We start from the raw sequence: 25,420 nt of genomic DNA on the forward strand, positions 1-25,420 counted from the left end.
CCTCGGTGGGTGTCAGACCTCGAACTCGCCCAGCCAGCCCCGCTCGAGGAGATGCTTGGGCAGGTAGTCGGACTCCACATCAAGGGGAAGCCCGCCATCGTGGGCGAGGCACGCCATGGCCAGCGGACCGAGGGCGACCATGCCCGAGGGGCTGTTGGTCCGATCCTCATCCGCGGTCCAATAGGCCTTGTGCAGTTCCACAGCCTCCGCCAGGGCCTGGTTGAACCCAGGGGCGTCCTGGCGCAGGAAGCGGTAGAAGAGGTTGAGCGGCGGATACAGGATGTGCTGCAGGAGGTCACGCGGTGCGAGAGCCGCGATGTCGGGTTGCGAGTTCTCAAGCGCCGCGGTCAGCTCGTCGACCAGGTCCGGTCGCTGGAGCCAGTAGGCCTGCAGTGCGGCTACCCAGTGATAGACGTACGCGTCGAACGCGCCGTCGGACGCAGCGCGAAGCCGCTCCACGGGAACGTCGCACAACGCCGTCAGCCGCTTCTGATCACGGCAGATGACTGCCAGCCAGAAGGCGGTCAGCCAGTTTCCCGGGTCCGCGTACGAGCGCGGACCGATGGCAGGGAGGGTGCGCACCTCGTGTGCGATACGGCACTGCACCGTTCCTTCCGCCGAACCGGTCACCGCGAAGAGCGCAGAGTGGATCTGCATCGCGGTGACGGCTGCCTCCCACGTCTCCAGCTTTGCCGCTCGCGGATCAACGGCGGCGCGGGCCTGGAGGTGCAGAAGCGCGGTACCGAGGGCCATGTCGAGCGAGCCGGGTGATCGTTCGAGTCGCTGCACGTCGTCCATCACGCTCTCGCCGAGGAACGTGGCGTAGGCCTCGTCGTCGGGACCGGGCGAACTGTGGCGCGGGATGGTGACGCTCACGGAGTACTCCTGTCGGAGATATCGAACTGCCTCATGCGGTATCCAGCGTACTCGCCCGCGTTCTTCTCCCCCTTGACGACGATATAGTCCAGTTTGCCGTCGTCGAGAGCGTTCTTGAGATTACGCGCGAGTCGGGCTTCGGTCAGATTGGTCTTTCCTCGTTCCTGCATTTCGCGGATGATGTCGAGGAAATACTCTCTCGTTCCTTGCGAAACCCTCTTTCCGCTCGGGAGGTTCCGGGCGCCCAGATCCGTGTCGACGCTGCTCTTGGCCTCCACCACGACATAGCCGCCGTCCTTGCGGAGCCAGACCTGGTCGAACTGGTCATTGCCGTTCAGCGGGCCGTCCAGCGGCTGGCGGACTGCGCCGGCGTAACGCTCAGGCACGACGTGGTGCTCGGCTATGGCCTCGCCGAACTCCTCGGCCCGGTCGCGCATGACGACATGCGACTCCCGGTACGTGGCGTGACTCTCGGCCTTTTCCGCCTCTGTTTCCCACGTCGGATGCTGGTCGTGGGCTGTTCGCGCGTCTTGCCGCCATGCCTTCATGGCTTCGTCGTGATGGATGGCGTAATGACGTGCTTCCGCGGCCTCATTCAGTTTCCCGAGCTTTTCCGCAGGCAGTCCGGCGGGCCCCTTCTTGACCCAGTCACCCAGATAGTGCGGCTTGAGGGGCTCCGGGGCGTCCTTGGCCGAAGTCCACGGGTGCTGAGGCGACTCCCGGGTGAGCTGAGGCGGGGTGGTGCCGCTCTCATCGATGAGTTCGAGGTTCTTCCGGTTGCCGTTGGATTTGTAGAAGTCCTCGAGGTATCCGGGCTCGTGGTTGGCGCGGTAGACCTGGATCTCGTTGACCTGCTCCGGGGTGAGTGATCCCTCGGGGCCGTAGGGATTGTCACCGTCTCGCATGAAACCGGGGCGCTCGGGGGCCGACGGGTGGCCCGGCGCGGTTGCGTCGTCCCCCAGACCGTCCGCGTGGTCGAGGGCGTCGTCGCCCAAGCCGCCCAGGCCGCCGCCGGGCGGCGTTTCGTGGGTGTGGCCGGGGAGGTCGTGGCCGCCGGTGCCCGGGAGGTCGTGGCCTGCGCCTGGGCCGGCTTCGGTGGTGTGGCCGCCGGGGACGTGGTCGCCGGTCGACGGTCCCGGGATCGCGTTGTCCCCGGCGCCTGCCGGGGCGGGCGTGTCGATGCTGTTCCTCGGCATGTTGTCGCCGACGCCTCCGCCCGGGAGGTGGTCGCCCGCGTGGGGCGTGGGTGTGTTGTCGGCGGTGCGGCCGACGTCGCCGAGGTTGGTGTCGAGGCTGTTGCCCAGGTTGATGTGCTGGGCCCCCGTCTCGGCGGTGTGGGTGCCGGCGCCGACCAGGGCGGGTTCCTTGGCCGGGGTGTCGACTCGGGGGGTGTCCGCGCCGGAGGCGGGGTTGTCGGGTTGGTCGACGATGTCGCCGGGGCCGTCCTGGGCTTCCTTGAGGACGGTGCCGTTCTCGTCGAGGAGGTTGCCCTGGGGGTCGTAGTAGCGGGCCGGGGCGCCCGCGTCCGTGGGCAGCTTGACCGAACCCTCCGGCAGGGCGGGGGTGTTGTCGGGCAGTTTGAAGTTGCCGTCCGGGAGCCTGGTCACGCCGTCCGGGACCGCCGCGCCCTCGGGGAGGTGGATCGTGCCGTCGGGGAGGTGGACCGTGCCCTCGGGGAGCGTGATCGCGTTGTCGGGCAGCTTCGGGATCTCGATGTCGCCGATTCCCTTGAGCCCCTTGGAGATGTCGCCGATCTTCGACAGGCCCGCACCCGCGCCCTTGGCGATGTACGTCATCGGGTCGATCACGCGACCCGCCTTGCCGGCGACCGACAGGACCTTGGCGACCGCGCCCGCCTTGCCGGCACCGGCCGCGGCGCCGCCCGCGCCGCCGGTGAAGACCGTGGTCAGAACGTTGAAGGTGACCGCACCGGCCGCCCGGCCGGGGTTCTTGCCCCACTCGTCCCAGGCGACCAGCGCCTTGCCCGTCTCCTTCATCGCCGTGCGGGAGTCGCGGATCCAGGAGGGGAGTTTGTCGTCGGGGATGAGCCAGAAGGCCGTGCCCACCCCGGGGATGGACGCCAGCGCGAGACCCGTCGCCAGCTGCGCGAGGCCCTTCCACGCCTGGCCCATCGCATCCCAGCCGCCGAAACCGACCAGCGTCCCCAGGCCCTTGATGGTCCCCCAGATGCCGTCCACGATCAGGCCGTCCCAGACGAACGACTTCACCCAGTGGCCGACCTCGTACCAGTGGTGCTTCTCGTCCACCGGGTCACCCCAGGGGAGCTTCGCGTTCTTGAGGTCCTCCGCGTTGAAGCCGTACTGGTCCTTGCGCTCCGAACCGTCGCCCGCGACCATCTGGGTCCCGCCCCAGATCCCGGTGATCTTGTTGTGGCAGGTCCGCTCCGCCGCCCAGAACGCCGCCACCGTCGCCGTGATGTCGTCCCGGATGCCGTTGTGCTCGTCGACCTTGTCCTCGTCGTACTCCCACTCGTCGTCGTCCTTGACCGACGCGACGAACGTCGACGCCTTCGTCTTCAGCTCCAGCAGCTTCGAGACGAGGGGGCGGATCTCGGTGGCGTAGGAGGACAGGGCGGAGGAGACCGTCTCCAGGTCCGTCGCGAAGTCGTCGGCTCTGGTCTTCACCGGCTTCGTCGTCGCGAAGAGCTGTTCCGCCTCGGGTGCGTGGTAGAACGCCGACAGGCCCTGGAACTGGGCGTCCACATCACTGCCCGTGGTCCGGACGTTCCCCGCGTCCTTCTTCAACGCGGCATGATCCAGCTCCAGTTGGAACAGATTGCCGGTGAACTGCGGAATTTCCTCCGGCTTGATCACGCCTCTCACACCCCCGTGTGTCCGACTCGTCCCGCCGATGAACTCGCGACAAGAATCAGATCATCATACAAAGGAGGGCTGACACAGCCTCGGGACCGTCACCAGTTCGCCACAACTGCCGCCGATTTTCACGTTCTTGGGCCCTCGGGCCCCGTTCCGAAACCCCGCGCGGAAATATCCCCGTTCTCCTCGGCCGCCGCCTCCCCCGGGAGGATCCCGCCCAGGACCGCCCCGGCGGAGCCGTCCGTCTCCGGCTGTCCGGCCGGTGCCGCGGACGCCGGATTGCCGTGCAGGCGTACATCCCGCTCGGCCAGGTCCCTTGCCTCCAGGGCCAGTTCGTCGGCGCGCTCGATGTCCTCCGGTGTGCCCTCGGCCAGCAGGCGCCTCGCCTCCGCCAGCCGGGTGCGGGCGGTGGCGCCCACCGCACCCCGGTGCGTGGTGACGAAGTCGTCCGCGGCGGCGGTCGAGGCGCGGGCGACGGAGAGCGCGGCGGCCGGAAGCACCCCGGCCCGCCCCGCGGCGAGCGGCGCGGTCGCCCGTACGATCCGGCGCAGGGCGCCCAGCGGGTCGTACGGCCGGTTCGACGTCACCTCCTGGCGTACGGAGGCCAGGACGGCGTCGGCGTTGAGGAGGCGGGGGTGCGGCTCGTCCTCGCGGAGGGTGTGCCGCCGTACCGTCGACAGCTCGGCCTCCGCGCCGGTGAGCGCCGCCGGTACGGTCTCCTCGGCGTCCCGCAGCTCGGCGGCCGTGCGGTCGACGCCCTCGACGAAGACGGCCGCCTGGGCCACCGCGGCCTCGGCGGAGTGCAGTTGGCGGGTCGCCGCCTCCGTGCGGCCCGAGAAGAGTTCCTGGCGGGCCAGGTTGAGCCGGGAGGTCGCGAACAGCAGCCGGTCCTTGGCCTGTTCGACGGCTCCGGTGACGGCGGAGGTCGCGGTGGGGGCGTACCGCTCCGTGAGGGCGGCGAGGAGGGTCTGGGCCGCGGCGGTGTGTCCGGTCAGGTCACGGAAGCGGGCCTCCGCGTAGGGGAGGGCCTGGTCCGGGTCTCTCAGGCGGGTGAAGTCCCCCGCCACGGCGTCCAGTCGGCGGCCGGCCTCCTCGCAGCGGCCGATCATCCCGGCGAGCGCGTGCCGTCGGGGCGCCTCCTCGTCCGGTACGCCTTCGTCGTAGCGCTGCCGCATCCGGAAGGCGGCGGCCAGTTCGCCCGCGGCCTCGCTCAGCGCCCGTGCGAACGGGGCGACGGCCGCCGTACCGAGGAGTCCCCGCGCGAAGCCGAGCTCGGCGCGGGCCACGCGGAGCCGGTCGTCGGCGTGGACCAGTGCCGTGCACGCCTGCGCGTCCGGCTCGGCGAGGGACGGCGGTGCGGCGCCCGTGGTGGGGGGCCCGCTCACCCCGCCGGGGGTCGTCCGCTCACGCGTGCGCCGCACCCGGCGTATGTAGCCGTACGCCGCGACCGCGCCCACCGCGCCCACCGCCACCAGGGGGAGGACGAGGTCGGTGGTGGACGTCCCGTCGTCCTCGGCCGTCTGCGATCGCGGGGAGTCGCGTGCCACGGCCACGGCGCTCACGACCGCTCGCGGCTCCTTGATCGCAGCCGGCGGGTCGTCTCCCGGCGTCATCCCCGGCAACACCAGCCAGACGACCCCGGCCGCGCCGCCCAGCACGGTGTGCGCCACCCGCACGGGTATGTGCGATCTGGCCCGCCGCCTGCCTCGATGCATGGATGACGTCACATTTCGGAGCGTATGGCCGTGAATGCGGCGACGCGAGCGGGATACACCCGAGGCGGGGCCGGTGGGGCGGGGGGCCACGGAAGGGGGAACGGGGATGGGGATCGAGGCACCCCAGGGAGAGGATGAGCGCGAGCGACCACCGGGGGCGACACCACCCGGTGCCGCGCGCCCCGGCCCCGGCCCCGAGCCGAAGCCGGAGCCACAGCGGAAGCCGCAGCCGGAGCGGCAGGCGGAGCCCAGGCCGGACCCGGAGTCACAGCCAGATCCCGGGTGACCTGCTGATCGGGCTGCTCTTCCACGGGCCGGTGAGCGCCCGCGGGCCGGGCCGGGCCCGGTGAGCCGGGGGCGACCGCACCGGCGTATCTCTTGCGCGTGCCTCCGATCCTGGGATCATGACCGTCATGTTCGCGACATTGGTGGGTATCGGCGTGGTCTGCGTGGCGGGCATGGCGGTGATGGGGCTGGTGGCCGTCGTCACGGGCCGGACGCCGAGGTTCACCGGCGTCGAGGAGCGGTCGAGGCTGTGGGGGGCCGGCGTGCTGCTCAGCGCCTTCGGCCTGACGGCCTTCCTGTTCCTCGGCCCGTTGAACAGCACGCCCCACCTGCACCGCGACCTTCCGCTCATCGGCATGGGGCTGAACCTGGCGGGCCTGGCGCTCCAGTCCTACGCCCGGCGCGCCAGGCCCCTGCCCCGGCTGCCCGGGAAGACGACCCTCTCCTGATCACCGCCGCCGGATCTTCGACCCCAGCCACACCAGCGGGTCGTACTTGCGGTCGACCGCCCGTTCCTTCAGCGGGATCAGCGCGTTGTCAGTGATCTTGATGCCCTCGGGGCAGACCTCCGTGCAGCACTTGGTGATGTTGCAGTAGCCGAGGCCGTGTTCGTCCTGGGCCGTCTTCTTGCGGTCCAGGCCGCTCTCCTCCGCCGCGTCCAGCGGATGCATGTCCAGCTCGGCCACCCGCATCAGGAAGCGCGGGCCGGCGAACGCCGTCTTGTTCTCCTCGTGGTCGCGCACCACATGGCAGGTGTCCTGGCACAGGAAGCACTCGATGCACTTGCGGAACTCCTGCGAGCGGTCCACGTCCTCCTGGAACATCCGGTACTCGCCCGGCCCGACGCCCTCGGGCGGCACGAACGCCGGGACCTCGCGCGCCTTCCGGTAGTTGAAGCCGACGTCGGTCACCAGGTCGCGGACCACCGGGAAGGCGCGCAGCGGGGTCACGGTGATCGTCTCGGCGCGGTCGAACACCGACATCCGGGTCATGCACATCAGCCGGGGCCGCCCGTTGATCTCCGCGGAGCACGAACCGCACTTGCCCGCCTTGCAGTTCCAGCGGACGGCCAGATCGGGGGCCTGGGTGGCCTGGAGGCGGTGGATGATGTCCAGCACCACCTCGCCGTCGTTGACCTCGACCGCGAAGTCCTCCAGACCTCCGCCGCCCTCGTCACCCCGCCACACCTTGAAGCGGGCCTCGTAGCTGCTCACTCGTACAGCTCCTCTTCGGCGAGGTACTTGACCAGCTCCTCCTTCTCGAACAGGGCGAGCAGGTCCGGGCGGATGGGATCGGTGGTCTCCCGGGCGAGATCGACGCCGTCGGCGTCGTCGGTGAGCCGGCACAGCAGGTTGACGTTGCGCCAGGTCCGTTCCATCGTCGGGTGGTCCTCGCGGGTGTGGCCGCCCCGCGACTCGGTGCGCTCCAGGGCGGCGCGGGCCACGCACTCGCTGACCAGCAGCATGTTCCGCAGGTCCAGGGCGAGATGCCAGCCCGGGTTGAACTGGCGGTGACCCTCGACCCCGGCGCGCGCCGCCCGTACCCGCAGCTCCGCGAGCCGTTCCAGGGCCTGTTCCATCTCGCCCTGTCGGCGGATGATGCCCACCAGGTCGTTCATGGCCTGCTGGAGTTCGTGGTGCAGGGTGTACGGGTTCACCGCGGGATCGCCCGAGAACGGCCGCAGGGCCTCCTCCTCGGCCGCCGCCAGATCCGCGTCGTGCACGGGAGGCCGTACGTCCGCCCCCGCCGCGTACTGTGCCGCGTGCAGCCCGGCCCGGCGGCCGAAGACCAGCAGGTCGGACAGGGAGTTCCCGCCGAGCCGGTTGGAGCCGTGCATCCCGCCGGCCACCTCACCGGCCGCGAACAGCCCCGGTACGCCGCGGGCGGCGGCCGTGTCGGACTCGACCGCGATGCCGCCCATGACGTAGTGGCAGGTCGGCCCGACCTCCATGGCCTCCGCCGTGATGTCGACGTCGGCCAGCTCCTTGAACTGGTGGTACATCGACGGCAGCCGGCGCTTGATCGTCTCGGCGGGCATCCGGGTGGACACGTCGAGGAAGACACCGCCGTGCGGGGAGCCCCGGCCCGCCTTCACCTCGGCGTTGATGGCGCGGGCCACCTCGTCGCGGGGGAGGAGTTCCGGCGGGCGCCGGTTGTGGTCCGGGTCCTCGTACCAGCGGTCGCCCTCCTCCTCCGACTCGGCGTACTTCTCCTTGAAGACGTCCGGGACGTAGTCGAACATGAACCGCTTGCCCTCGGAGTTGCGCAGCACCCCGCCGTCGCCGCGGACGGACTCCGTGACCAGGATGCCCTTCACCGACGGCGGCCAGACCATCCCGGTCGGATGGAACTGCACGAACTCCATGTTCAGCAGGGGCGCGCCCGCGAGCAGCGCCAGCGCGTGGCCGTCGCCGGTGTACTCCCACGAGTTCGACGTCACCTTGAACGACTTGCCGATGCCGCCGGTGGCGATCACCACGGCCGGGGCCTGAAGGACGAAGAAACGGCCGGTCTCCCGTTCGTAGGCGAAGACCCCGCTGACCCGCGAGCCGTCTTTGAGGACCCGGGTCACCGTGCACTCCTGGAAGACCTTCAGCCGGGACTCGTAGTCGCCGGTCTCGCGGAAGTCCTCCTGCTGGAGCGCGACGATCTTCTGCTGGAGGGTGCGGATCAGCTCCAGGCCGGTGCGGTCGCCGACGTGCGCGAGGCGCGGGTACTCATGGCCGCCGAAGTTGCGCTGGGAGATCCGCCCGTCCTTCGTCCGGTCGAAGAGGGCGCCCCAGGTCTCCAGCTCCCACACCCGGTCCGGGGCCTCCTGCGCGTGCAGCTCCGCCATCCGCCACTGGTTGAGGAACTTGCCGCCGCGCATGGTGTCGCGGAAGTGGACCTGCCAGTTGTCGTGCTCGTTGGCGTTGGCCATCGCCGCCGCGATACCGCCCTCGGCCATCACGGTGTGCGCCTTGCCGAACAGGGACTTGCAGATCACGGCCGTACGGGCGCCGCGCTCACGGGCCTCGACGGCGGCGCGCAGTCCCGCGCCGCCCGCGCCCACGACCACGACGTCCCACTCCTGCCGCTCGACCACGGACATCAGAACGCCCCACTCATCTAGAAGAACCTCGGATCGTCGAAGACACCGGACGCGACCAGGTACACGTAGAAGTCGGCGAGCGCCACGCTCACCAGCGACGCCCAGGCGAGCTGCATGTGCCGGGCGTTGAGCCTGCCGACGAACTGCCACGCCTTGTAGCGCACGGGATGCCGGGAGAAGTGCTTGAGCTTGCCGCCCACGATGTGCCGGCAGGAGTGGCAGGAGATCGTGTACGCCCAGATCAGCGTGATGTTGACCAGGAAGACCAGGGTGCCGAGGCCCATGTGGCCCCAGCGGTGGTGCTCGTCGCGGAAGGAGAGCACGGTGTCGTAGGTCAGGATCCCGGCGACGACGATCGCGGCGTAGAAGAAGTACCGGTGGATGTTCTGCAGGATCAGCGGGAAGCGGGTCTCACCGGTGTACCTCGTGTGCGGCTCGGCCACCGCGCAGGCCGGGGGCGAGGCCCAGAAGCCCCGGTAGTAGGCCTTGCGGTAGTAGTAGCAGGTCAGGCGGAAGCCCAGCGGGAAGATCAGGATGATGATCGCGGGCGAGATGCCCCACCAGCCGCCGAAGATCTCCGCGTTGGGGCCGGCGTGCATGGGCCGGCAGTTCTCCGCCAGACAGGGGGAGTAGAACGGCGAGACGTACGGCGCCGCGTAGTAGTCGGCGTTCGCGAAGGCACGCCAGGTCGAGTAGGCGATGAACGCCAGCAGACCGGCGGCGGTGGCGGCGGGCGCCAGCCACCAGCGGTCGGTCCGCAGATGGGGGGCGGCGATCGCGGCGCGTCCGGCGCCGCGTACGCCGCCCGGGGGATGGGGTTCCGTGGAGGGAGGTTCCGTACCAGTGGCCAACGCAGGACTCCGGTCGGTATCGGGTCAGAGGGTCAGGGCCGGAAGGGCCCTAGGGGGCGTGCCGGTCCCGGGCGCCGAGTCCCTCGTCGTCCGTGTCGATCCACAGGGAGTCGTCGTAGGGGGTGTCCGGGATGGTGAGGAGCTGCTGCTTCTGCGGGACCGGCGGGGCCGTCGGGCCCGTGGCGGTCTCGCGCAGCAGCGCGACGCTCTCCCGGAGGTGGTCGGCGTCGGTGCGGACGCGGCGCATCTCCAGGCCGCCGCTGCCGAGCTGCTGCTCCAGGCGGCCGACGGACCGTGAGAGGTCGTCGAGGCAGCGCTGGACCGTAGTCAGGTCGTCGTGCACGGACATGACGTGACCTCGCTTCCGTGGGCGGCTGTGCCCTGGACGGCAACGTTCATGTGCGCCTGCGAGTGTTGCGCGTCACACCTGTCGATGTGAAGGCGTGTGCAGCGATTGGCGGATGCGGAGGGCGTGCATTGCTCCGCACGGGTGGGGCTGCGAGCCCCCGCCGCCGTGTCGCCCCCGGCAGGCGAACCCTTTCCTCTTCAGTGAGCCGTAGACCAGACCGTAGATCTGATCAACTCCAAAATACCGCCAAATGTGATCAGAACGCACTGGAAGTGGCTCCCCGGAGGTAACCAGAGATGTCGAAGCCCTACGACGGCGTCGGACTGCGCGCGGTCATGCGCTCGGTCGCCTTCCTCGCGGCGGGCGTGCTCGCGGTGCCGCTGCTGGCCGGCTGCGGCGACAGCGACGAGGCCGGCAAGCCGCTGGCCCACCAGGACGTCGCCCCGGCCGCCCGGGCCCTGGTCGCCGACGGCGGCACGCTGCACTGGGCGGTGGACGCGGTCCCGGAGACCTTCAACACCTTCCAGTCGGACGCCGACGCCACGACGACCCGGGTGGCCCAGGCCGTCCTGCCGTCGATGTACCGGATCGACACGAACGGGCGGGCCCGGCGCAACCCCGACTACCTGGAGTCCGCGAAGGTCGTCGACACCGAGCCCAAGCAGGTCGTGCTGTACAAGCTGAACCAGCAGGCGGTGTGGAGCGACGGCCGGGAGATCGGCGCCGCCGACTTCGCCGCCCAGTGGCGCGCCCTGTCCGGCAAGGACGGCGCGTACTGGACCGCGCGCAACGCCGGATACGACCGCATCGAGAAGATCGAGCGCGGCGACGACGACCTGGAGGTCCGGGTCACCTTCGCCCGCCCCTACTCCGACTGGCAGTCGCTGTTCTCGCCGCTGTACCCGAAGGACGTCATGGGCACGCCCACCTCGTTCAACGACGGGGCGCGGCGCACGCTGAAGGTGACGGCCGGTCCGTTCCTGGTGAAGAAGGTCGACCGCAAGAAGGCCCAGATCCGGCTCACCCGCAACCCTCGCTGGTGGGGGGAGCCGGCCAAGCTCTCCGAGATCCAGCTCATGGCCGTGCCCCGTACGGAGCGGGCCGCCGCCCTGGCCGCCGGGAAGATCGAGCTGGCCGAGATCGACGCCGCCGACGCGCAGCGCATCGAGGGCGCGGCGAAGGGATCGGCGGCCGGACCGCTCGCCGGACCCGGCGCCGGGCGCACCGCCGCGAAGACCCTGCGCTCCTGGGCGCTCGCGCACGGCTCAGACGAAGAGACGGCGGAGCACGAGACACAGGCCCGCACGAAGCTGCGCAAGGCGATCGCGAAGTGGGAGCGCCAGCAGAAGGCGCTGAAGGACTTCGAGGTACGGCGCTCCCTGGAGCCGGCCTACACCCAGCTGGCGCTCAACGGCGCGGGCGGGCCGCTCGCCGACGAACGGGTACGGCGGGCCGTGGCCCGGGCGCTGGACCGCAAGGTCCTGGCCGAGCTGGTGCTCAAGCCGCTGGGGCTGCCCGCGGTGCCCGTCGGCAGCCATCTCGCCCTCTCCGGACAGGAGGCGTACGCCGACAACAGCGGGGCGCTCGGCGGCCAGGACACGGCGGAGGCGCAGGCGCTGCTCACGGACGCCGGATGGGTGGCCGGGGGGCCGGTCAAGGAGGAGAAGAAGGGCGAGAAGGCGGCGGGGGCGAAGGGCGAGAAGGGCGAGAAGGGCGACAAGAACGAGAAGAACGAGAAGGGCGAGAAGAAGGAGAAGGGCGAGAAGGGCGAGAAGGGCGACAAAGGCGCGAAGTCCGAGGAGGGCTCCGAGGACGAGGGGGCCGACGACGAGAAGTCGCAGGGCGGCTCCGAGGGGGCGTACATCGTCGGCGAGGACGACAAGGGCCACGACGCGGACGACCGGCAGCTCGCACAGGAGGGCACCCAGTACAAGCAGCAGCGGCAGGGCGGGGCCCCCGGCGCCTACGCGCCCAAGGGCACCCGGGCCCCGGCCGGGGCCGCCGCCGGGGCGCTGGCCAAGGACGGCAAGGCACTGTCGCTGCGGTTCGTGGTGCCGTCCGGGCCGGGCTCGGAGCCGCTGCGCACGGTCGCCGCGAGGATCACGAAGATGCTGGGCAAGGTCGGCATCCGCACGGAGACCCTCAAGGTCTCGGACGAGAGCTACTTCAAGGACCACATCGCCTCCGGCGAGTACGACCTCGCGCTCTACTCCTGGCCGGCGACCGCGTTCCCGGCCACCGACGCCCGCCCGATCTACGCCAAGCCCGTCCCGGCCGCCGACGGCTCGCTGAGCGTCGAGCAGAACTACACCCGCGTCGGCACCGACCAGGTCGACCAGCTCTTCGACCGGGCGAGCACCACCCTGGACGCGGACGAGGAGCGTTCCCTGATCCGCAAGGCCGACTCCCGCATCTGGGCGGCGGCCGCCTCGATCCCCCTCTACCAGCGCCCCCAGCTCACCGCCGCCCGCAAGAACGTCGTCAACGCGGGCGCCTTCGGTTTCCAGACGCCGGTCTACGAGGACATGGGCTTCCTGAAGAAGGGCGCCCAGGCGCCGCCGAGCCCGTCGGCGAGCGACTGAACCAGGGCGCCGGAACAAGACCGACTGAAACAAGCTGGTCACAGCATGATCAGATGATCTCCACGGAGCTTGCCCAGGTGGCCGCCGCCTCCGCACCATGAGGTGGCGGACACGCGACGGGGGGAGCCGTAGATGTGGGGAATCGCAGTGAGGCACTGGGCCGCGGGGACGGCCGCGCTGGCCCTGGCGGCCGGCCTGACGGCCTGCACCGAAGGTGCCGTTGCAGGCAAGGAGACCGGCGCCCCGGCGGCCACGGTGAGCCCGGCCGCCGTCGAGAAGGCGTGCGCGAAGGGGACGTACACCTGGACGAACGTCGGGCAGACGAAACGGCTGACCGGGATCACCCGGCCGGAGAAGCTCGGCAAGGGCGGCGGCAGGCTGACGTACCGGCTGACCCGGGTGTACACCCCGCACCAGTCGGTCGAGGCCGCGGGCCCGGCCCTGTCCTCGGCCGAGGTGCTGTACTCGCTCGGCAAGAAGACCGGCGTCATCGACTCCGACGTGGCGACCCTGGCGGAGGACGACGGCATGACGTACTCCTTCACGGACGTGACCGCGAAGGCTCCCGCGCTCAATCCGGGGATGCTGGAGTCGACCGACGGCGCCGGACGGATCGTCCAGTACGCCTATGTGGTCGAGGTGGCGGGTGACTTCCACTACTCCTGTGCGGACGGCGAGGACGTCCTCGGGCACGCGGTGGGCTGGAAGGTCGACGGGAACGGGATCATCGACTGCGACCACTCCATCGACGGACCCGCAGGTGACACGGCCCTCGCCCGGTCCGCCGCCGTGCTCGTCTGCACCCCCGGTTCGGCCGCGCTGAAGCGCGCCTGAACCGCACCGGTCACCCGGTCCCACGGTCCTGCGGAGGCCGACCCCCTCCGGGCCCCGTACCATGGGGTGAGGCCGTGGCATGTCAAGCCCGGCAGGGCCCGCGTCACACAGACGTACACGACGGGCCTTCCTCACACTCCGGGAGAACGCCGCTTTATGGCCACGCGCCACGACATCCGCAACGTCGCCATCGTCGCCCACGTCGACCACGGCAAGACGACCCTCGTCGACGCCATGCTGAAGCAGGCCGGTGCCTTCGCGGCGCATGCGGCCGAGTCGCTCGACGACCGAATGATGGACTCGAACGACCTGGAGCGTGAGAAGGGCATCACGATCCTGGCCAAGAACACGGCCGTGAAGTACCACCCGAAGGATGGCGGCGACGTCATCACCATCAACATCATCGACACCCCGGGCCACGCCGACTTCGGTGGCGAGGTCGAGCGCGGTCTGTCGATGGTGGACGCGGTGGTGCTGCTCGTGGACGCCTCCGAGGGCCCGCTGCCGCAGACCCGGTTCGTGCTCCGCAAGGCGCTCCAGCAGCGCCTGCCCGTCATCCTGTGCATCAACAAGACGGACCGCCCGGACTCGCGCATCGACGAGGTCGTCAACGAGACCTACGACCTCTTCCTCGACCTGGACGCCGACGAGGACCAGATCGAGTTCCCGATCGTCTACGCGTGCGCGCGGGACGGCGTGGCCTCGCTGACCAAGCCGGAGGACGGCACCGTCCCGGCCGACAGCGACAGCCTGGAGCCGTTCTTCTCCACGATCCTCTCCCACGTCCCGGCCCCGGAGTACGACGAGGCGGCCCCGCTCCAGGCGCACGTCACCAACCTGGACGCCGACAACTTCCTCGGCCGTATCGCGCTGCTCCGCGTCGAGCAGGGCGAGCTGCGCAAGGGCCAGACCGTCACCTGGATCAAGCGCGACGGCACGATGGCGAACGTGCGCATCACCGAGCTGATGATGACCGAGGCGCTCACCCGCAAGCCCGCCGAGATGGCCGGCCCGGGCGACATCTGCGCCGTCGCCGGTATCTCGGACATCATGATCGGTGAGACCCTCGCCGACACCGAGAACCCGATCCCGCTGCCGCTGATCACGGTCGACGAGCCGGCGATCTCGATGGTCATCGGTACGAACACCTCGCCGCTGGTCGGCCGGGGCGGTACCGGCAAGGGCGCCGACAACAAGGCCGCGGTCAAGGACCGCAAGGTCACCGCCCGCCAGGTCAAGGACCGCCTGGATCGCGAGCTGATCGGCAACGTCTCCCTGCGGGTGCTCGACACCGAGCGTCCGGACGCCTGGGAGGTCCAGGGCCGTGGTGAGCTGGCGCTCGCCATCCTGGTCGAGCAGATGCGCCGTGAGGGCTTCGAGCTGACCATCGGCAAGCCGCAGGTCGTCACGAAGGAGGTCGACGGCAAGACGTACGAGCCGGTCGAGCGCATGACGATCGACGTGCCCGAGGAGCACATGGGCGCCGTGACGCAGCTCATGGGCGTCCGCAAGGGCCGGATGGACAACATGTCCAACCACGGCTCGGGCTGGGTCCGCATGGAGTTCGTGGTGCCGTCCCGCGGTCTCATCGGCTTCCGTACCGAGTTCCTCACGCAGACCCGCGGTACGGGTATCGGGCACTCCATCCACGAGGGCCACGAGCCCTGGTTCGGCGCCCTGCAGACCCGTAACAACGGCTCGCTGGTCGCCGACCGCTCCGGTTCCGTCACCGCCTTCGCGATGACGAACCTCCAGGAGCGCGGTGTGCTGTTCACGGACCCCGGCACCGAGGTGTACGAGGGCATGATCGTCGGCGAGAACTCCCGCTCCGACGACATGGACGTCAACATCACCAAGGAGAAGAAGCTCACGAACATGCGGTCGTCCTCGGCCGACTCGTTCGAGGCCATCGTGCCGCCGCGCAAGCTCTCCCTGGAGCAGTCGCTGGAGTTCTGCCGTGACGACGAGTGCGTCGAGGTGACCCCGGAGGCCGTCCGTATCCGCAAGGTGGTCCTGGACGCCCGCGAGCGCGCCCGCACCGCGAGCCGCGCCAAGCACGGCTGACCCACTCCGTAACGAGCGAGCCAGGCCCCGCACCGCGGGGCCTGGCTCACTTGTTGAACACAGTTTTTACTCCGAGGGGACATAGGGATAACCCTTTGATCGGGTGCGGAACCGCCCGCAAGGGGCCGTTCGGTACTAGCCTCGGATGTGTGTGCAGTGTGCGCACTGCGGGTGCGGTGTCGGTGAACGCCCTTGCGGGCATGACTCGTTGATCACGACAGATCGCGGCGGACATGCCAAGCCGACCCCCCGCACAGCGGCCACGGTAGCCGCAACTGATTTTTCGCTCCCTCGCGTCCGGAATGCGGACACTCATCGTCGATAGATGTGTAACAAGTCCGTTTCGCAGGGATCTTCCCTCTATCCCTTTGTCCGGATTTTGGAAGATGTAGCCGTGAGGTGTGATCGAACCGAGACCTTGACGGTGTGGTTCGGTCTTCGCTGATGGCAGATAGTTAGGCGCGTAGAGCTCGGAGGACGGGTCAGGCGCCGACAGGCGGCGCAGGCTCGCGAGCGCTGGGGGCACCGACCATTTTCAGGCGCCGGCAACGGTGTTGTGTCGTGTGCTGCCCTGTGCAGTGAACCAATGGATTCTTGAGGAGGAACCCATGCGCGGTGCGAGGAGTGCCAAGTGGGTCGCGATAGCCGCGGTTGTGGCACTGGGAGCGACCGCCTGTGGTGGTGGTGACAGCGACAGCAAGGGCGACAGCAAGGCCGCCATCGACCCGAACGGCACGTTCACGGTCGAGTCCGGTGAGCCGCAGAACCCGCTGCAGCCGGCCAACACGATGGAGTCCTACGGCAGCATCGTGATCAACTCGCTGTTCACCGGTCTCGTCGACTACGACGAGAGCGGCAAGATCGTCTACATGAACGCGGAGTCGATCAAGACCACGGACAGCAAGACCTGGACGGTCAAGCTGAAGGCGGGCTGGAAGTTCCACGACGGCACCCCGGTGACCGCCGAGTCCTATGTCAAGGCCTGGAACTGGGCCGCCAACCCGGACAACAAGCAGACCAACAGCTTCTGGTTCTCCGACATCGCGGGCTACGACAAGGTCGCTCCGGAGAAGGGCAAGGCCACGGCCACCGAGCTCTCCGGTCTGAAGGTCGTCGACGACAACACCTTCACCATCGCGCTGACCACGGCGATCCCGTACTACGAGTACAAGCTCGGCTACCAGGCCTTCTCGCCGCTGCCCGACTCCTTCTTCAAGGACCCGAAGGCCGCCGGTGAGAAGCCGGTCGGCAACGGCCCCTACGAGTTCGTCAGCTGGGACCACAAGAAGGCCATCACGGTCAAGAAGTACGCCGGCTACAAGGGCTCGAACGCGGCCAAGAACGGCGGCGTGGTCTTCAAGAACTACTCCACCCCGGAGACCGCGTACGAGGACCTGAAGTCCGGAAACCTCGACGTCACCACCCAGATCGCCCCCAAGGACCTGCCGGTCTACAAGCAGGACCTCGGCGACCGCGCGATCGACCAGGCGTACTCCGCCATCCAGATGATCACCCCCGCCTTCTACACCGATCAGTGGAAGGACATCGACCCGAAGGTCCTTCAGGGCCTGTCGATGGCGATCGACCGCGACACCATCACCAAGACCGTGCTCCAGGGCACCCGTGAGCCGGCCACCGGCTGGGTCGCCAAGGGCGTCCTCGGCTACCAGCCCGACGTCGCGGGTGACGTCACCAAGTACGACCCGACCAAGGCCAAGGCCCTCATCAAGGAGGGTGGTGGCGTTCCCGGCAACGCGATCACCATCCAGTACAACACCGACGGCGGTCACAAGGAGTGGGTGGAGGCGGTCTGCAACTCCATCACCAACGCCACCGGTGTGAAGTGCGCCACCGACCCGAAGGCCGACTTCCAGGCCGACCTCGACGCGCGTGACGCGAAGGAGGTCAAGTCCCTGTACCGCTCGGGCTGGGTGCTGGACTACCCGGTGAACGCCAACTTCCTCCGTGACCTGTACGGAACCAAGTCGTCCGGCAACCAGAGCGGCTTCTCCAACAAGACGATCGACGCGGACATCGCCGCCGCCGACAGCGCCACCACGCTGGACGACTCGGTGAAGAAGTACCAGGAGGTCGAGAAGCAGCTCGTCAACTACATGCCGAGCATTCCGCTCTGGTACTACAAGGTCAACGCGGGCTACTCGGAGAAGGTCTCGGGTGTCAAGTTCGGCCAGGACGGCGACCCGATCCTGACCGGCGTCCAGGTCAAGAAGAAGTAACCGCAGACAGCCCGTCGGCCGGGGCGCGCACAGCGCGCCCCGGCCGCCACGGCAGCGGCCGGGGGGCCCTTTCCACACGTATCGCCGGGCGGTACGCGGGGAAAGGGCCCGCATGCTGCCGCTGTGACTTTTTTATGGAGGCACGATGGGGCGCTACGTCGCACGACGACTGCTCCAGATGATCCCGGTCTTCATCGGGACCACATTGCTCATCTTCCTCATGGTCTACGCCCTGCCCGGCGACCCCGTCCGCGGGCTGTTCGGCGACAAGGGCGGAAGCCCTCAGGTCATCGCCGCGCTGAGACACCAGTACGGCCTCGACCAGCCGATCCTGGTCCAGTACTGGGACTACATGAAGGGCATCATCCTGCACGCCGACTTCGGCACGCAGATCGGCAGCGGGCGGCCCGTCACCGATGTCCTCGGGGACGCCTTCCCGGTGACCCTGCGGCTCGGCGGCTTCGCCTTCGTCATCGAGCTCGTCCTCGGCATCGGCCTCGGCGTCTTCGCCGGCCTGCGTGCCGGACGGGCCGCCGACACCTCGGTCCTGATGGTCACGCTGCTGCTGATCTCGGTCCCGGTGTTCGTCCTCGGCTTCATCCTCAAGTGGATCTTCGCCGACGAGCTCCATTGGCTGGAACCGAACGTCAACGACCCGACGAACTACGGTGAGTTGCTGATGCCCGCGATTGTGCTGGCCACGGCGTCCCTCGCCTATGTGTCCCGGCTGACCCGTACGTCGATCGCGGAGAACATGCGCGCCGACTACGTCCGCACGGCCATCGCCAAGGGCCTGCCCCGCCGCCGGGTGGTCGGCGTCCACCTCATGCGCAACTCGCTGATCCCGGTCGTCACCTACCTCGGCACCGACATCGGCGCCCTGCTCGGCGGCGCCGTCGTCACCGAGGGCATCTTCAACATCCAGGGCATCGGTGGCACGATCTACCAGTCGATCGTCCGCCGGGAAGGCACCACCCTCGTGGGCCTGGTGACCATCCTGGTCCTCGTCTATCTCGTCGCCAGCCTCCTTGTCGACCTGCTCTACGCGGTCCTTGACCCGAGGATTCGCTATGCCTGACATGACCAAATCCGACACCGCCACCGCCGCGCCGGACGCGGTCGACGCCGCCGCGCCCGCCCCGCAGCCGGTCAAGGCCGAGAAGACCCGCAGCCTGTGGGGCGATGCCTGGGAGGACCTGCGCCGCAACAAGATCTTCCTGATCTCCGCGGTGCTGATCCTGCTGCTGCTGACGATCACCTTCTTCCCCGGCTGGTTCACCAGCGCCAACCCGACCTACGGCGACCTGGCCAAGCACTACCTGCAGAAGCCGCAGCTCGGGAAGGTCTTCTCGCCCGAGTGGCTGGGCTACGACCAGCAGGGCCGCAGCGTCTACGCCCGGCTCATCTACGGCGCCCGGGCCTCCATAGCCGTCGGTTTCGGCACCACGATCGTCGTGACGGTCGCGGGCGGTCTCATCGGCATGATCGCCGGTTACTTCGGCGGGATCATCGACTCGATCCTGTCCCGGCTCGTGGACGTGTTCTTCGGCATCCCGTTCCTGCTCGGCACCATGGTCGTCCTCAACTCCTTCCCGGAGCGCACGGCCTGGGTCGTCATCGGCGCCCTGGGCTTCTTCGGCTGGACCCAGCTGGCCCGCGTGATGCGCGGTGCGGTGATCACCACCAAGCAGTCCGACTACGTCCAGGCGGCCAAGGCGCTGGGCGCGAGCACCCCGCGCATCCTGTTCCGGCACATCCTGCCGAACACCCTGGCCCCGGTGATCGTCGTCGCCACCATCTCGCTCGGTGTCTACATCGGCTCCGAGGCCACGCTGTCCTTCCTGGGCCTCGGCCTGAACGGCGTCTCCTGGGGCAACGACATCTCCGACGGCGGAAACCAGATCCGAGTGGCGCAGTGGATCATGCTGTACCCCTCGATCATGCTCACCATCACGGTGCTGGCGTTCATCATGCTCGGTGAAGCGGTACGCAACGCCCTTGACCCGAAGACGCGCTGAGGGAGGCGTACGTGACCATCATCGAAGAAACCGCTCCGGTACCGGCGCCCCGCGAGGGCGACGACGGGCCGCTGCTCGAAGTGCGTGACCTGCACGTCGAGTTCGCCACCCGGGAGGGTGTCGTCCAGGCCGTCAACGGCGTCAACTACAGCGTCAGCGCCGGCGAGACCCTCGCCGTCCTCGGCGAGTCCGGCTCCGGCAAGTCCGTGACCGCGCAGGCGATCATGGGCATCCTCGACATGCCGCCGGCCCGGATCCCGCAGGGCGAGATCCTCTTCCGCGGCCAGGACATGCTGAAGATGTCCGCCGAGGAGCGCCGGCGCATCCGCGGCCGGCGGATCGCCATGATCTTCCAGGACGCGCTCAGCTCGCTCAACCCGGTGCTCTCCGTCGGCTACCAGCTCGGCGAGATGTTCCGGGTGCACCAGGGCCTCTCCAAGAAGGAGGCCAGGACCAAGTCGATCGAACTGATGGACAAGGTCAAGATCCCGGCCGCCACGGCCCGGGTGGACGACTACCCGCACCAGTTCTCCGGCGGTATGCGCCAGCGCATCATGATCGCCATGGCGCTGGCCCTGGAGCCGGACCTGATCATCGCCGACGAGCCCACCACGGCCCTCGACGTGACGGTCCAGGCCCAGGTCATGGATCTGCTCGCGGAGCTCCAGCGCGAGTACAACATGGGTCTGATCCTGATCACCCACGACCTCGGCGTGGTCGCCGACGTCGCGGACAAGATCGCGGTGATGTACGCGGGCCGGATCGTGGAGCGTGCCCCCGTGCACGAGCTCTACAAGCGTCCCGCGCACCCCTACACGCGCGGTCTGCTGGACTCGATCCCGCGCCTGGACCAGAAGGGCCAGGAGCTGTACGCGATCAAGGGTCTGCCGCCCAACCTGCTGCGGATCCCCACCGGCTGCGCCTTCAACCCGCGCTGCCCCAAGGCGCAGGACATCTGCCGCACGGAGATCCCGGCCCTGGTGCCGGTGACCGAGCAGGACGGCGCCGAACTGGTCGGCCGGGGTTCGGCGTGCCACTTCTGGAAGGAGACGATCCATGGCTGAGCTCAGCAAGAACGACGGGCAGGAGACCACGCCGAACGTCTCCGAGGTGGAGACCGCCGACGTCCACTCCGAGTCGGAGGCGGTCGCCGCGATCGAGGCGCCGGTGGACCGCGGTGAGCCGATCCTCCAGGTGCGCAACCTGGTGAAGCACTTCCCGCTCACCCAGGGCATCCTGTTCAAGAAGCAGATCGGCGCGGTCAAGGCCGTCGACGGGGTCTCCTTCGACCTGTACCAGGGCGAGACCCTGGGCATCGTGGGCGAGTCCGGCTGCGGCAAGTCCACGGTCGCCAAGCTGCTGATGAACCTGGAGCGGGCCACCGCCGGCGAGATCTTCTACAAGGGCCAGGACATCACCAAGCTGTCCGGGCGCGCCCTGAAGGCGGTCCGCCGCAACATCCAGATGGTGTTCCAGGACCCGTACACCTCGCTCAACCCGAGGATGACGGTCGGTGACATCATCGGCGAGCCCTTCGACATCCACCCGGAGGTGGCCCCCAAGGGCGACCGGCGCCGGAAGGTCCAGGAACTCCTGGACGTCGTGGGTCTGAACCCGGAGTACATCAACCGCTACCCGCACCAGTTCTCGGGCGGTCAGCGCCAGCGCATCGGCATCGCCCGCGGTCTGGCCCTCAACCCCGAGATCATCATCTGCGACGAGCCGGTCTCCGCACTGGACGTGTCCGTCCAGGCCCAGGTCATCAACCTGATGGAGCGACTGCAGGACGAGTTCAACCTCTCCTACATCTTCATCGCGCACGACCTGTCGATCGTCCGGCACATCTCGGACCGCGTCGGTGTGATGTACCTCGGAAAGATCGCCGAGATCGGCTCCGACGAGCAGATCTACGACCACCCGACGCACCCCTACACCCAGGCGCTGCTGTCGGCGGTCCCGGTCCCGGACCCGGAGGCCCGTGAGGGCCGCGAGCGGATCATCCTCACCGGGGACGTGCCCTCGCCCGCGAACCCGCCGTCCGGCTGCCGCTTCCGCACCCGGTGCTGGAAGGCGCAGGACAAGTGCGCGACCGAGGTCCCGCTGCTCGCCGTACCGGAGCGCTTCCGGGGCGAGGACACCCCGGCGGCCCATGAGTCGGCCTGCCACTTCGCCGAGGAGAAGGACGTCGTGCACGCGGCGTGAGCGACACACCAAGGCCCGGCACCTCGCGCAGAGGTGCCGGGCCTTCGGGCTTTCCGGAGAAAGGACGCCGTTGCTTCAGAAGGACGCCGATGCTTCAGAAAGGACGCCGATGCTGCACCACGTCGAGCTGTGGGTCCCCGACCTGCGCCGGGCCGTGACCGAGTGGGGCTGGCTGCTGGGCCGGCTCGGCTGCACGCCGTACCAGGAGTGGGACCGCGGCCGCAGCTGGCGCCAGGGCACGCTCTACATCGTGGTCGAGGAGTCCCCGGCGCTGCGCGCGGGCACCGGCCACGACCGGCTGCGGCCGGGCCTCAACCACCTGGCGTTCCACGCCGGAAGCCGGGCACAGGTCGACGCGCTGGCGCAGGAGGGCCCGGCCCACGGCTGGACCCCGCTCTTCCCGGACCGCTACCCGCACGCGGGCGGCCCGGACCACTACGCCGCCTACCTGGAGAACACGGACGGATTCGAGACCGAGCTGGTGGCCGGCCCCTGAGCCGCCGCTACTTCCACTCCAGGCCCCAGACGTTGGCGTCCGCCTTCACCGGGGCGACGAACCACTTCGACCACTTCTTGTTCTCGTGGTACTTGCAGTGGCCGTCGTAGTAGTACGAGTACTTCGTGGCCTTGAACTTCTTCGACTCGTGGAACATCGTCATGCGGACCTTGGTCTTGCCCGCCTTGTTCTTCGCCGGGATCGAGTAGCTCCAGCTGTTCGACTTCGCCCAGGTCTTGCCGACGGTCACGCTGAACGACGTGCTCGCCTTGGCGAAGATGACCCCGGCCTCGGCCTCCACCCCGGCGGTGCCGCTGGCGCTCACCGTGGCCGTCTTGGTGTGGTTGTAGGTGAGGGTGCCGCCGAGGTTGTCGTACATCCACTCGCTGTGCAGGTTGGTCGGCTTGCTCACGGTGGACTTGTTGGTGATGTGGTAGCCCGTCCCGGGGCTCGGGGCGCACGCGGCGGAGGCCGGGGCGGCCACGCCGGTCACGATGCCGCCAGCCACGACGGCCGTGCTCACCAGGGCACTTGAGATTCTCAGCACGAAAGATTCCCCCTTCAGGAACGCTGCGCTCACCGGGAGCGCGCAGTCAGACTGGCCGCGCACGGACAGGGCTGCAAACGGGTTGCGGTGCGCCGGGACACGCCCATGCACCGCAGCGCATTGACAGCCCGGGACGCCACCGGGCAAAGCGTGCACACGGGAAGTCACCGCAGGTCGGAGCGGGCCGAATTGGCCGTCTCCGTACGGAAGGTCGCTATCGCATCGCGTGTATGAAGTGAGCAGCGTCTCACCCCGCGTCCTCATGTGCTTTGCGGTATGAAAGGCGCCCTCAAGACTTCCCCAAGCCAGGAACCGCGCCCCGCACGCCCTGAGTCCTGATCGTTGGTCAGACACAAACGGGGAGTGACGAATTGTTGGTTGCAGCGGAACGCAGAGCCGGTGGCGTGGGGCGGCCCTTCGGGGCGGCCGTGCGGGCCCGGCGGCTGGAGCTGGGGCTCACCCAGGAACGCCTCGCGACCGAGGCGGGCATGACACAGGGCGCGCTCTCGCGCATGGAGTGCGGCCGCGGGGTGCCGACCCTGCCGCTGCTGGAGCGGCTGGCGGCGGCCCTGTCGTCGAACCTGCTGATCTCCATGTCACCGCACGGCGGCGTGCACGTGGTCTTCAAGGCCGTACCGAGCTAGACACCCCCCCGAACGGCTCAGCCGAGCCGTTCGGGGTCCTCCTTCTGACGCCCCTTCGCACCCGTACGGGTGGGGTGAACATGCACGGAAACCACCTTGTGCCGATATTGGCTGGTAAAGGATCAAGGCACTCCTGGGTCCGGCGCCAGTCAAGAGGAGGCACTCCATGCGAGGAGCCACGCAAGCCAAGTGGGCCGTGTGCGCGGCGGCCGCCCTGCTCGCGACGGCGGCCTGCGGGGGCGGGGGGAGCGGCGGCGACACCAGCGAGGTCCTCACCTCCTCCTGGGGCGACCCGCAGAACCCGCTGGAGCCCGCCAACACCAACGAGGTGCAGGGCGGCAAGGTCCTCGACATGATCTTCCGCGGTCTGAAGCGGTACGACCCCGAGACCGCCCAGGCGCAGAACATGCTGGCGCGGAGCATCGAGACACCGGACTCGCAGAACTTCACGGTCACCCTGAAGGACGGCTGGACGTTCAGCAACGGCGAGAAGGTGACCGCGCGCTCGTTCGTCGACGCCTGGAACTACGGGGCGAGCCTGAAGAACGCGCAGAAGGCCGCCGAGTTCTTCAAGTACATCGAGGGCTACGACCGGATCCACCCGGAGACGGGGACGCAGAGCGCCGACACCCTGTCCGGGCTGAAGGTCGTCGACGACCGCACGTTCACCGTGCGGCTCAGCCAGAAGTTCTCGTCCTTCCCCGACACCCTCGGCTACGCCGTCTTCTCGCCGCTGCCCCGGGCGTTCTTCGACGACCACGAGGCCTGGCTGAAGAAGCCGGTCGGCAACGGGCCCTACACGATCGCCTCGTACACCCGGGGCGCGCAGATGAACCTCGTCCGCCGGGCCGACTACCCCGGCGCGGACAAGGCGCGCAACGGCGGGGTCACCCTCAAGGTCTACACCGACCCGAACACCGCCTACACCGACCTGCTGGCCGGCAACCTCGACCTCACCGACGACGTGCCCGCCGCCCAGCTCAAGAACGCCCCGGGCGACCTCGGCGGCCGGTACCTCAACCAGCCCGCCGGGATCATCCAGACGATCGCCTTCCCCTACTACGACAAGGAGTGGGCCAAGCCCGGCATGGACAAGGTCCGCAAGGGACTGTCCATGGCCATCGACCGGGACCGGATCACCAGGACGATCTACCAGAGCACCCGGGTCCCGGCGACGGACTGGACGTCACCGGTCCTCGGGATCAAGGGCGGCGACAGCAAGGGGCTGTGCGGCGAGTGGTGCACCTACGACCCGGCCCGGGCCAAGGAGCTGATCCAGGAGGGCGGGGGACTGCCCGGCGGACAGGTGCGGATCACGTACAACGCGGACGCCGGCTCCCACAAACAGTGGGTCGACGCCGTCTGCAACTCCATCAACAACGTCCTCGGCGACGACCGGGCCTGCGCGGGCAGCCCGATCGGCACCTTCGCCGACTACCGGAACAAGACCACCCGGCAGAAGCTGAGCGGCCCCTTCCGGGCCGGCTGGCAGATGGACTACCCGCTCATCCAGAACTTCCTCCAGCCGCTCTACTACACCAACGCCCCCTCCAACGACGGCAAGTGGTCCAACAAGGAGTTCGACCGGCTCGTCGACCGGGCCAACGCCGAGACCGACCCGGCCAAGGCCGTGGCGCTGTTCCAGCAGGCCGAGGGGGTCGTCCGGGACGACATGGCCGCCATCCCGCTCTGGTACCAGAACGGTACGGGCGGCTACGGCGAACGCCTCACCGACGTCCGGCTCAACCCGTTCTCGGTTCCCGTCTACACCGACATCAAGGTCGGCTGACCC

The 25,420-nt window shown here is 69.0% G+C and carries 20 protein-coding genes; 12 read left to right on the forward strand and 8 right to left on the reverse strand.

All coding sequences use genetic code 11. The annotated features are described in order from the left end of the window. Positions 1–12: 12 nt before the first annotated feature. From ACYQ8Q_RS29830 to ACYQ8Q_RS29840, 3 genes are all read right to left on the reverse strand, one after another. Positions 13–876, reverse strand: coding sequence for an immunity 49 family protein (locus ACYQ8Q_RS29830; RefSeq protein WP_460069093.1), 864 nt, complete (start codon positions 874–876; stop codon positions 13–15). After that, positions 873–3,710 (reverse strand): hypothetical protein, encoded by a 2,838-nt coding sequence (locus ACYQ8Q_RS29835; protein ID WP_460069094.1) that lies wholly within the window; start codon positions 3,708–3,710, stop codon positions 873–875. Before ACYQ8Q_RS29835 ends, ACYQ8Q_RS29830 begins: the two co-directional genes overlap by 4 nt. A gap of 128 nt (positions 3,711–3,838) precedes the next feature. Then, positions 3,839–5,383, reverse strand: coding sequence for a MoxR family ATPase (locus ACYQ8Q_RS29840; protein WP_460069096.1), 1,545 nt, complete (start codon positions 5,381–5,383; stop codon positions 3,839–3,841). 449 nt (positions 5,384–5,832) lie between these two features. On the opposite strand from ACYQ8Q_RS29840, the gene ACYQ8Q_RS29845 reads away from it, so the two are divergent. Continuing rightward, positions 5,833–6,162 carry a hypothetical protein gene (locus tag ACYQ8Q_RS29845; protein WP_460069098.1) on the forward strand — a complete coding sequence of 110 codons (330 nt, stop codon included), beginning with the start codon at positions 5,833–5,835 and terminating at the stop codon, positions 6,160–6,162. Here ACYQ8Q_RS29845 and ACYQ8Q_RS29850 read toward each other — a convergent pair whose 3' ends face one another. The 4 genes from ACYQ8Q_RS29850 to ACYQ8Q_RS29865 are packed head-to-tail and all read right to left on the reverse strand — an operon-like array spanning position 6,163 to position 10,004. Continuing rightward, positions 6,163–6,927, reverse strand: a complete 765-nt coding sequence (locus tag ACYQ8Q_RS29850; protein WP_460069100.1) for a succinate dehydrogenase/fumarate reductase iron-sulfur subunit — start codon at positions 6,925–6,927, stop codon at positions 6,163–6,165. It abuts the gene before it with no gap. Next, the gene (locus ACYQ8Q_RS29855; RefSeq protein WP_460069101.1) at positions 6,924–8,804 is read right to left on the reverse strand and encodes a fumarate reductase/succinate dehydrogenase flavoprotein subunit; all 1,881 of its coding nucleotides are present in this window, start codon (positions 8,802–8,804) and stop codon (positions 6,924–6,926) included. Before ACYQ8Q_RS29855 ends, ACYQ8Q_RS29850 begins: the two co-directional genes overlap by 4 nt. Before the next feature lie 17 nt (positions 8,805–8,821). Beyond that, positions 8,822–9,655: a hypothetical protein gene (locus tag ACYQ8Q_RS29860; RefSeq protein WP_460069103.1), complete on the reverse strand. Its 834-nt coding sequence runs from the start codon at positions 9,653–9,655 to the stop codon at positions 8,822–8,824. Between the two features lie 49 nt (positions 9,656–9,704). Next, complete coding sequence (locus tag ACYQ8Q_RS29865; RefSeq protein WP_460069105.1) at positions 9,705–10,004, reverse strand: hypothetical protein; 300 nt, start codon at positions 10,002–10,004, stop codon at positions 9,705–9,707. Between the two features lie 296 nt (positions 10,005–10,300). Here ACYQ8Q_RS29865 and ACYQ8Q_RS29870 point away from each other — a divergent pair, with 296 nt between their 5' ends. The 9 genes from ACYQ8Q_RS29870 (at position 10,301) to ACYQ8Q_RS29910 (ending at position 22,437) form a co-directional block, all read left to right on the forward strand. Further along, positions 10,301–12,586: an ABC transporter family substrate-binding protein gene (locus ACYQ8Q_RS29870; protein WP_460069107.1), complete on the forward strand. Its 2,286-nt coding sequence runs from the start codon at positions 10,301–10,303 to the stop codon at positions 12,584–12,586. Between the two features lie 147 nt (positions 12,587–12,733). Then, positions 12,734–13,420 (forward strand): hypothetical protein, encoded by a 687-nt coding sequence (locus ACYQ8Q_RS29875; RefSeq protein WP_460069109.1) that lies wholly within the window; start codon positions 12,734–12,736, stop codon positions 13,418–13,420. 156 nt (positions 13,421–13,576) lie between these two features. Beyond that, positions 13,577–15,484 (forward strand): translational GTPase TypA, encoded by a 1,908-nt coding sequence (typA, locus tag ACYQ8Q_RS29880; protein ID WP_460069111.1) that lies wholly within the window; start codon positions 13,577–13,579, stop codon positions 15,482–15,484. A gap of 608 nt (positions 15,485–16,092) precedes the next feature. Next, a complete protein-coding gene (locus ACYQ8Q_RS29885) occupies positions 16,093–17,721 on the forward strand; it encodes a peptide ABC transporter substrate-binding protein (RefSeq protein ID WP_460069113.1) in 1,629 nt (542 codons plus the stop codon). A gap of 145 nt (positions 17,722–17,866) precedes the next feature. Next, complete coding sequence (locus tag ACYQ8Q_RS29890; RefSeq protein WP_460069116.1) at positions 17,867–18,799, forward strand: ABC transporter permease; 933 nt, start codon at positions 17,867–17,869, stop codon at positions 18,797–18,799. Continuing rightward, positions 18,792–19,739, forward strand: a complete 948-nt coding sequence (locus ACYQ8Q_RS29895; RefSeq protein ID WP_460069119.1) for an ABC transporter permease — start codon at positions 18,792–18,794, stop codon at positions 19,737–19,739. The genes ACYQ8Q_RS29890 and ACYQ8Q_RS29895 overlap by 8 nt, the downstream gene beginning before the upstream one ends. 11 nt (positions 19,740–19,750) lie before the next feature. Further along, positions 19,751–20,803, forward strand: coding sequence for an ABC transporter ATP-binding protein (locus ACYQ8Q_RS29900; RefSeq protein ID WP_460069121.1), 1,053 nt, complete (start codon positions 19,751–19,753; stop codon positions 20,801–20,803). Continuing rightward, positions 20,796–21,941, forward strand: coding sequence for an ABC transporter ATP-binding protein (locus ACYQ8Q_RS29905; protein WP_460069124.1), 1,146 nt, complete (start codon positions 20,796–20,798; stop codon positions 21,939–21,941). The genes ACYQ8Q_RS29900 and ACYQ8Q_RS29905 overlap by 8 nt, the downstream gene beginning before the upstream one ends. A gap of 109 nt (positions 21,942–22,050) precedes the next feature. Then, a complete protein-coding gene (locus ACYQ8Q_RS29910) occupies positions 22,051–22,437 on the forward strand; it encodes a VOC family protein (RefSeq protein WP_460069126.1) in 387 nt (128 codons plus the stop codon). A 7-nt stretch (positions 22,438–22,444) separates the two neighbouring features. On the opposite strand, the gene ACYQ8Q_RS29915 is transcribed toward ACYQ8Q_RS29910, so the two are convergent. Then, a complete protein-coding gene (locus ACYQ8Q_RS29915; protein ID WP_460069128.1) occupies positions 22,445–22,960 on the reverse strand; it encodes a hypothetical protein in 516 nt (171 codons plus the stop codon). Positions 22,961–23,388: 428 nt separating this feature from the next. On the opposite strand from ACYQ8Q_RS29915, the gene ACYQ8Q_RS29920 reads away from it, so the two are divergent. After that, a complete protein-coding gene (locus tag ACYQ8Q_RS29920) occupies positions 23,389–23,628 on the forward strand; it encodes a helix-turn-helix domain-containing protein (RefSeq protein WP_460069130.1) in 240 nt (79 codons plus the stop codon). 166 nt (positions 23,629–23,794) lie between these two features. Next, the gene (locus tag ACYQ8Q_RS29925) at positions 23,795–25,417 is read left to right on the forward strand and encodes a peptide ABC transporter substrate-binding protein (RefSeq protein ID WP_460069133.1); all 1,623 of its coding nucleotides are present in this window, start codon (positions 23,795–23,797) and stop codon (positions 25,415–25,417) included. Positions 25,418–25,420: the final 3 nt, after the last annotated feature.

It is taken from the genome of Streptomyces sp. YKOK-I1, from assembly GCF_054660435.1.